We start from the raw sequence: 6918 nt of genomic DNA on the forward strand, positions 1-6918 counted from the left end.
ACGAGTCGTGCGATCCGTACGAGCCGCCGTCGGACCGGCTCCGAATGCCGGAGTACGAGTGCGCGCACTCCGGCACCGGAATCCGTCCCCCGTTTTCCGTGGCTCGATCCTGTCATCGGACAGGCGCCGCGCGCACTGCCGGTTCCCGGCAATCTTTACGCGTCCTTAATGCCGGGTGCCGTCGCCGAACACCCGTCTGACAGGCTTGACGGCACCCGCGTTAAGAACGCGTCAGGACAGATCAGGAAGCCGGGTGCCCAGATGGCGGACCAGACCACAGGCCGGACCACGGACCGGACGGCGTTCCAGGAGTACTTGACCGGCTACGACAGGATTCTCTCGGACGTCTCGGTGACCGGGCGCCGTCTGACCCGTGACGAACTCGACTCGCGCCGCCGGCTCGGCGAGCAGGCGGCCGAGGACGGGCACGGCCTGCGGGCGCTCGTCAGCCGCCATCTGACGGCCACCCGCGCCGCCTGGCCCGTCTCCTCGGCCGGAGCCGCGTCCGCCGACAGTGTTCTGGCCGCCGTCGAGCAGGCCGTCGACGCGTTCGCCGAGGGGTACGAGCGCGCGCAGCGGATCGCCGTACGCCGCGAGGAGGCGTCGCGGCGCGAGTTCATCGACGACCTGCTGCACGGGCGCAGCGACCTGGGCAGGCTCGCGGAGCGGGCCGGACGGTTCGGGCTCCAGCTCTCCCACGCCCACGCGGTGGCCGTGGCGGTGGGGGAAGCCGCGTACGCGGAGACCGATCCCGTCACCCGGAGTATCGAACTCGCCCTCGTCTCCCGCTTCGGCGACCGCCACATCCTGCTGACCACCAAGGACGGGCGGCTCATCTGTGTGGCGCCCGCCGACCAGGGCGACGTCCTCACCTACTTCGCGAAGCAGGCGCACGCGGCGACGGACGGCGGGCGGGTCGCCATCGGGCGCGCGCATCCGGGGGCGGGCGGTGTCGTGCAGTCGTACGAGGAGGCCCTCAACGCGCACGACCTCGCCGACCGGATGGGGCTGGACGAGCCGGTGCTCCGCGCGGACGATCTGCTGGTCTATCCGGTGCTGACCCGCGACCGGGAGGCGCTGACCGATCTCGTACGCAGCGCGCTCGGTCCTCTCAAAGAGGCGCGCGGCGGCGCCGGACCACTGCTGGAGACCTTGAGGGTGTACTTCGACGCGGGGTGTGTCTCGGCCGAGGCGGCGCGGCGGCTGAATCTGAGCGTGCGCGCGCTGACGTACCGGCTGGAGCGCATACACAAGCTCACCGGGTCCGACCCCGCGGAGCCCTTCCACCGCTACACGCTCCAGACGGCCGTGATCGGCGCGCGGCTGCTGGACTGGCCGGCGAAGGACTTCTGAGCGTTCCGGCGGGCCCGTGTCCCGGGCACTATGGAAGGGGAACCGGAGCCTTGGCCGGAGTCGAACAGGAGGTAGCGGGATGACCGAGCGCAAGCCACCCGGCATCACCTTCGAGACATGGGTCGACCGCCAGATCCGGGAGGCGGCCGAGCGCGGCGCCTTCGACGATCTGCCGGGGGCCGGAAAGCCGCTGGCGTCCGTGGACGCCCCGTACGACGAACTCTGGTGGATCAAGGGAAAGATGGAGCGGGAGGGAATCTCCCACCTGCCGCCGACGCTTCTCCTCCGTAAGGAGGTCGAGGACGCGGTCGTCGCCGCCCGCGGGGCCGCTTCGGAGGCGCAGGCGCGGCGGATCATCACCGACATCAACGAGAGGATCCGCGCCGCGATCGCCAGGCCGCCCGCCGGGCCGCCGCTGAACAAGAAGCCGTACGACGTCGAGGAGATCGCCGCCGAGTGGCGCGAGAGCCGCTGAGCGCGGTCCCCGGAGCTGCCCCCGGAGAGTGACCGCGGTCACTCCTGGTAACCGTTCTCGCCACTCCCATTCCATTTGCCATTCCTTTACCATGATGTTCCGTCCCTCCTGGCCGATCATGGCGGGGACGCCCCGACCGACCAAGAAGGAAGCAGCAGTTCCACGATGGAGCCTCCTAGTACCAGCCGTGCCAGTTCCTCTCCGTGTCATGAGACCGGCGGAGCGGGGGTGGCACGGTGACCGAGATCCTGCTTCTCCTGATCGCTCTCGGACTGACCCTCGCCTGCGCCGTCTTCGTGGCCGCCGAGTTCTCCCTGACCACCGTCGAGCGCGACAGCCTGGAGCGCGCCGCGGCCGCCGGTGAGCGCGGCGCCGAAAGCGCCCTCAAGGCCGTGCGACGGCTCACTTTCCAGCTCTCCGGCGCCCAGCTCGGCATCACCGTCACCTCCCTGGTCATCGGCATGCTCGCCGAGCCGTCCATGGCAGTGCTCCTGCGCGGCCCGCTGAAGGCCGTCGGGCTCGGCTCGGCCGCCTCGGTGGTGGCCACGGTCCTCGGTGTCGTGATCTCCACGGTCGTGCTGATGGTCATCGGCGAGCTGGTCCCCAAGAACTGGGCGATCTCCCGGCCACTGGCCGTCGCCAAGGTCGTCGCGGGCCCCCAGCGCGGCTTCACCGCCGCCTTCGGCCCGCTCATCCGCCATCTCAACAGCACGGCGAACCGTTTTGTCCGCCGTATGGGCCTTGAGCCCACCGACGAGCTGGCCTCCGCCCGTACACCGGACGAGCTGATCTCGCTGGCCAGGCACTCCGCCGCCGAGGGCGCGCTGGAGCAGGACTCGGCCGAGCTCTTCGTACGGACACTGCGCCTCGGCGAGCTGACCGCCGAGAACGTGATGACACCCCGTGTCGACGTCCAGGCCCTGGAGGCGGGCGCGACCGCCGCCGACGCGGCCAATCTGACGTACGCCACCGGCCTCTCCCGCTTCCCCGTCTACCGCGACTCCCTGGACGAGGTGATCGGCACGGTCCATATCCGTGACGTCCTCGCCCTGGACCCGGAGCGGCGTGCCCGGGTGTCCGTCACCGAGCTGGCCAGTGAGCCGCTGCTGGTGCCCGACACCCTGACCGCTGACCGGCTGCTGGACCGGCTGCGCGCCTCGCGCACGATGGCCGTCGTCATCGACGAGTACGGCGGCACGGCCGGAGTGGCCACCATGGAGGACATCGTCGAGGAGGTCGTCGGCGAGGTACGCGACGAGCACGACCCCGTCGAGACCCCCGACCTGCTGCCCGCGCCACCGAACGCGGCCGGGCTCGCGACCTGGGAGGCGGACGGCAGCGTACGGATCGACCAGCTGGCGCGAATAGGTCTGGTCGCCCCGGAGGGACCGTACGAGACCGTCGCCGGGCTCGTCGCGACGAGGCTCGCGCGTATCCCCGTCGAGGGCGACACGGTCGAACTGGACGGCTGGCGGCTGGATGTCCTGGACATCGAGCACCACCGCGCGGACCGTGTGCACATCACCGAGCCCGCGCGGGAGACCGCCGCCGGGCCGGGGCCCGTCCCCCGCGGGCTGCCCAAGCCCGGGGCCGCGCCCACGACTCCCGCACCCGACACCGACAACCCCTCGCGCCAGTACGCCGGAGAAGCCCGATGACCGCCCTGCAACTCGCCATCGGCGCCCTGACACTGCTGACCAACGCGTTCTTCGTCGGCGCCGAGTTCGCCCTCATCGCCGTCCGCCGCAGCCAGATCGAGCCGCACGCCCGCAAGGGCGACAAGCGGGCGCACACCGTGCTGTACGGGCTCGAACACCTGTCGGCCATGATGGCCACGGCCCAGCTCGGCATCACCGTCTCCTCGCTGGTCCTCGGTGCCGTGGCCGAACCCGCCATCGCGCATCTGCTGGAGCCCGGCTTCGAGGCGGCGCGGGTGCCCGAGGCGCTGGTGCACCCGATCGCGTTCGTGATCGCGCTGACCGTGGCCACGTATCTGCACATGCTGTTCGGTGAGATGGTCCCGAAGAACATCGCGCTCGCCGCGCCCACCAAGACGGCGCTGCTGCTCGGTCCGCCGCTGGTCGCGCTGACCCGCGCGCTGCGTCCGCTGATCTTCGGTATCAACGCGTTCGCCAACGTCCTGCTCCGGCTGATCAAGGTGGAGCCCAAGAACGAGGTCGCCGCCGTCTTCAACGACGACGAACTCGCCCGGATGGTCGCCGTCTCCAGCGAGGCGGGGCTGCTCTCACCGGCCGACGGCGAACGGCTGCGGGACGCGCTGGAACTGGGCACCCGCCCGGTCGGCGAACTGCTCGTACCGCTGCGCCGGATGGTCACCGTCGACCACCGGGTGACGCCCGAACAGCTGGAGCGGATCGCCTCGTCGGCCGGCTTCTCGCGGATACCGGTCACCGGGCCCGCGGGCGCCGTCCTCGGTTATCTGCACATCAAGGACACCCTCGGCGTCGCCGACCGGACCAAGCCGTTTCCGCGCGCGACACTGCACGCGGTGACACGGGTCCGGATCGACACCCCGCTGGACGACACACTCACCGCGCTGCGGGCGGCCGACAGCCATCTCGCGGCCGTGACGGGCGAGGCGGGCACGGTGCTGGGCTTCGTCACGATGGAGGACGTGCTCGGCGAACTGGTGGGGCCGGCCCCGGCCGCGTGACAGGTAGGGCCCGGCGTCAACCGCCGTGCAGGGGACGGCCGCCGCGCAGATTCCAGCGGCCGTTCCGCCCGCTCAGCTCCGTGACGGTCAGCGGCTGTATGTCGATACGCCAGAACACCTGGGCCGGCGCGCCGATCGCGTGGACCGTCAGCGCGCGTACGACATCGGGCTCGGCCACCGCGAGGACGCGCGCCGAACGGGGGCGCGCGTCCTTTCCCAGCGGATCGGAGCCCGGCGCATCGGCGCCCAATGGCTCGGCGCCCAATGGCTCGGCGCCCAACGGCTCGGGGCCCGGTGGATCGGCGCGCAGCGCGTCGGCGTCGAGCGCGTCGAGCCAGTGGCCGAGGCGGCTGTGCAGCGCCTCCAGCGACTCCCCGCCGTGCGGCGCCGCCGCCGGGTTGCCCAGCCAGGCGGCGACCGCCTCCGGCTCGGCGGCGCCGACCTCGTCCAGCCGCCTGCCGCGCCACCGGCCCATCGCGCACGTACGCAGCTCGGGCAGCGGCTCCGCGACCAGGCCCAGCGCCTCCGCCGTCTGCCGGCAGCGCTCCGAGGGGGACGTGAACACCCGGGCGGCGGCGGCGCGTTGCTCCGCGACGGTGGGCGCGTCCCGTACGGCCCCGGCCTGGCGCAGCCCCGCCGCGTCCAGCGGACCGTCGCCGAAACGCGCCTCGCGCAACGCGGTGCTGAGCGCCGGTGAGATCAACGTCACGCGTACGGTCATCGGGCTCCCCAGAGTCGTACGTTCACCGGACGCGGCCCCCGTCGTCCGGCTCCGGCGCCGGCCGCCGGACCCGTCGCCCTCTTGGCCGACCTGCCCGATCGCGGTACGTTCACGTCGATATCACGACGGCAAGACGGAAGTCCGGTGAGATTCCGGCACGGTCGCGCCACTGTATGCCGAGCAGCCACCGCGTACGCGCGGCGAGGCGGCCCGGTGAGTCAGACCCGATGGTCGTCGTGCGAGCTCCACTGAACGGGACGCGAGTTCCCAAGGAGGTTGTGCCGTGGCTGAGTCCATTGTGCCCCCGGCCGTTTCTTCACCCGCCGGATCAGCGATATCGCCCCTGACTCCCCTGCCCCTGCGGGCGGTTCTGCCGTGGGCTGTCTTCGTGGGCACGCTGATGCTGGTGCTGCTGTACTTCGTCGGTGCCGAACAGGGCGCGACGTCGGTGTTCTCCGGGGCGGGGGTGCACGAGTGGGTGCACGACGGCCGTCATCTGCTCGGCTTCCCCTGCCACTGATCCGACGGACGGAGGCCACCCTCGGAGAACATCACCATGCAATCGTCCACCGTCAGAACCCTGTTGGTCCGCGGCATGATCGCGGGCGTCGTCGCCGGGCTGCTCGCGTTCGCGCTCGCCTACGTGGTGGGGGAGCCGTCCATCGAGGACTCCATCGCCCTGGAGGAGGCCGCGTCCGCGCCGGCGCACGAGCACGACGGCGCTGCCGCCGAACCGGCCGCGCCCGCCGAGGAAGAGGAGGAGTTGGTCACGCGGCCGGTCCAGTCGACCTTCGGTCTCGCCACCGGCGTCCTCGTCTACGGCGTCGCCCTGGGCGGCATCGCCTCCCTGGCTTTCGCCGTCTGTCTGGGCCGGGTCGGCCGGCTCCGGCCACGGGCGACGGCCGCGCTGGTCGCGGGCGCCGCGTTCACCACCGTCTATCTGGTGCCGTTCCTCAAGTACCCCGCGACGCCACCCGCCGTGGGCAATCCCGACACCATCGGCAAGCGCACGACGCTCTTCTTCCTGATGATCGTGCTCAGCGTGCTGGTCGCGGTCATCGCCGTCATCGCCGGACGCCGGCTCGCGCCGACGCTCGGCAACTGGAACGCGACCGTCGCCGCCGGCGGCGGCTATGTGGTGGTCATGGCCCTGGCCTGTCTGCTGCTGCCCGCCAACACCGACGCGGTGAGGGAGACCTTCCCGGCCGCGCTGCTCTGGGAGTTCAGGCTGGCCTCACTGGGTGTGCAGGCGCTGCTGTGGACAGCCTTCGGGCTGATCTTCGGGGCGCTGGCGGAGCGCGCACTGCGCCCCGCGGACGCCCACCCCGCCGGGCAGGGCCCGGAAGCCGTAACGAGCACGCCGGCCGCGCACGCCGGCTGACACCGGCGTACCCGGCCTACACCGGAGTACGGCCGGAGACCGGCCGGGTGGCGGCCCCGGGGCACCGCCCGGAGAACGACATCCGCTCGTACGACACGCGCCCGGCAGGATTCCTGCCGGGCGCAAGTCATGTATGGGCCATCCGTGTATGAGATCCGTAAAACACGCCTCTCCCGCCGTATGGGACCCGTCAACGTCACTCGTGTTCCCGGGAAAAGAGGCTTTCCTCTAGAGGTCCATGATTTCCCGACCTCTTTCAGGAGCTCACGATGGCCGATCTGGCCTTCGTCGTCACCACGATCGCGGTGTTCGCG

7 protein-coding genes and 1 riboswitch are annotated in these 6918 nt (G+C 71.5%); of the genes, 6 read left to right on the forward strand and 1 reads right to left on the reverse strand.

The window, feature by feature from the left end; all coding sequences use genetic code 11:
* Positions 1 to 261: 261 nt before the first annotated feature.
* The 4 genes from ACFWU9_RS32760 (at position 262) to ACFWU9_RS32775 (ending at position 4502) form a co-directional block, all read left to right on the forward strand.
* Positions 262 to 1353, forward strand: coding sequence for a PucR family transcriptional regulator (locus tag ACFWU9_RS32760; protein ID WP_384324714.1), 1092 nt, complete (start codon positions 262 to 264; stop codon positions 1351 to 1353).
* A 79-nt stretch (positions 1354 to 1432) separates the two neighbouring features.
* Complete coding sequence (locus ACFWU9_RS32765) at positions 1433 to 1828, forward strand: DUF1992 domain-containing protein (protein ID WP_384324715.1); 396 nt, start codon at positions 1433 to 1435, stop codon at positions 1826 to 1828.
* 236 nt (positions 1829 to 2064) lie between these two features.
* Positions 2065 to 3486, forward strand: coding sequence for a hemolysin family protein (locus ACFWU9_RS32770; protein WP_384324716.1), 1422 nt, complete (start codon positions 2065 to 2067; stop codon positions 3484 to 3486).
* Positions 3483 to 4502: a hemolysin family protein gene (locus tag ACFWU9_RS32775; protein WP_384324717.1), complete on the forward strand. Its 1020-nt coding sequence runs from the start codon at positions 3483 to 3485 to the stop codon at positions 4500 to 4502. Before ACFWU9_RS32770 ends, ACFWU9_RS32775 begins: the two co-directional genes overlap by 4 nt.
* 16 nt (positions 4503 to 4518) lie before the next feature.
* Here ACFWU9_RS32775 and ACFWU9_RS32780 read toward each other — a convergent pair whose 3' ends face one another.
* Positions 4519 to 5223, reverse strand: coding sequence for a histidine phosphatase family protein (locus ACFWU9_RS32780; RefSeq protein WP_384324718.1), 705 nt, complete (start codon positions 5221 to 5223; stop codon positions 4519 to 4521).
* Positions 5224 to 5313: 90 nt separating this feature from the next.
* A riboswitch (cobalamin riboswitch) is annotated at positions 5314 to 5470 on the forward strand.
* Between the two features lie 36 nt (positions 5471 to 5506).
* Here ACFWU9_RS32780 and ACFWU9_RS32785 point away from each other — a divergent pair.
* Both ACFWU9_RS32785 and ACFWU9_RS32790 read left to right on the forward strand, forming a co-directional pair.
* Complete coding sequence (locus ACFWU9_RS32785; RefSeq protein WP_031230106.1) at positions 5507 to 5743, forward strand: CbtB domain-containing protein; 237 nt, start codon at positions 5507 to 5509, stop codon at positions 5741 to 5743.
* Between the two features lie 36 nt (positions 5744 to 5779).
* A complete protein-coding gene (locus tag ACFWU9_RS32790) occupies positions 5780 to 6604 on the forward strand; it encodes a CbtA family protein (RefSeq protein ID WP_384324719.1) in 825 nt (274 codons plus the stop codon).
* Positions 6605 to 6918: the final 314 nt, after the last annotated feature.

Origin of the sequence: Streptomyces sp. NPDC058653 (assembly GCF_042716895.1) — a bacterium.
GTDB lineage: Bacteria > Actinomycetota > Actinomycetes > Streptomycetales > Streptomycetaceae > Streptomyces.

Coding starts and splice junctions, on each gene's coding strand:
- ACFWU9_RS32775 (WP_384324717.1), top strand. CDS start 3,483: ATGACCGCCCTGCAACTCGCCATCGGCGCCCTGACACTGCTGACCAAC.
- ACFWU9_RS32760 (WP_384324714.1), top strand. CDS start 262: ATGGCGGACCAGACCACAGGCCGGACCACGGACCGGACGGCGTTCCAG.
- ACFWU9_RS32790 (WP_384324719.1), top strand. CDS start 5,780: ATGCAATCGTCCACCGTCAGAACCCTGTTGGTCCGCGGCATGATCGCG.
- ACFWU9_RS32780 (WP_384324718.1), bottom strand. CDS start 5,223: ATGACCGTACGCGTGACGTTGATCTCACCGGCGCTCAGCACCGCGTTG.
- ACFWU9_RS32765 (WP_384324715.1), top strand. CDS start 1,433: ATGACCGAGCGCAAGCCACCCGGCATCACCTTCGAGACATGGGTCGAC.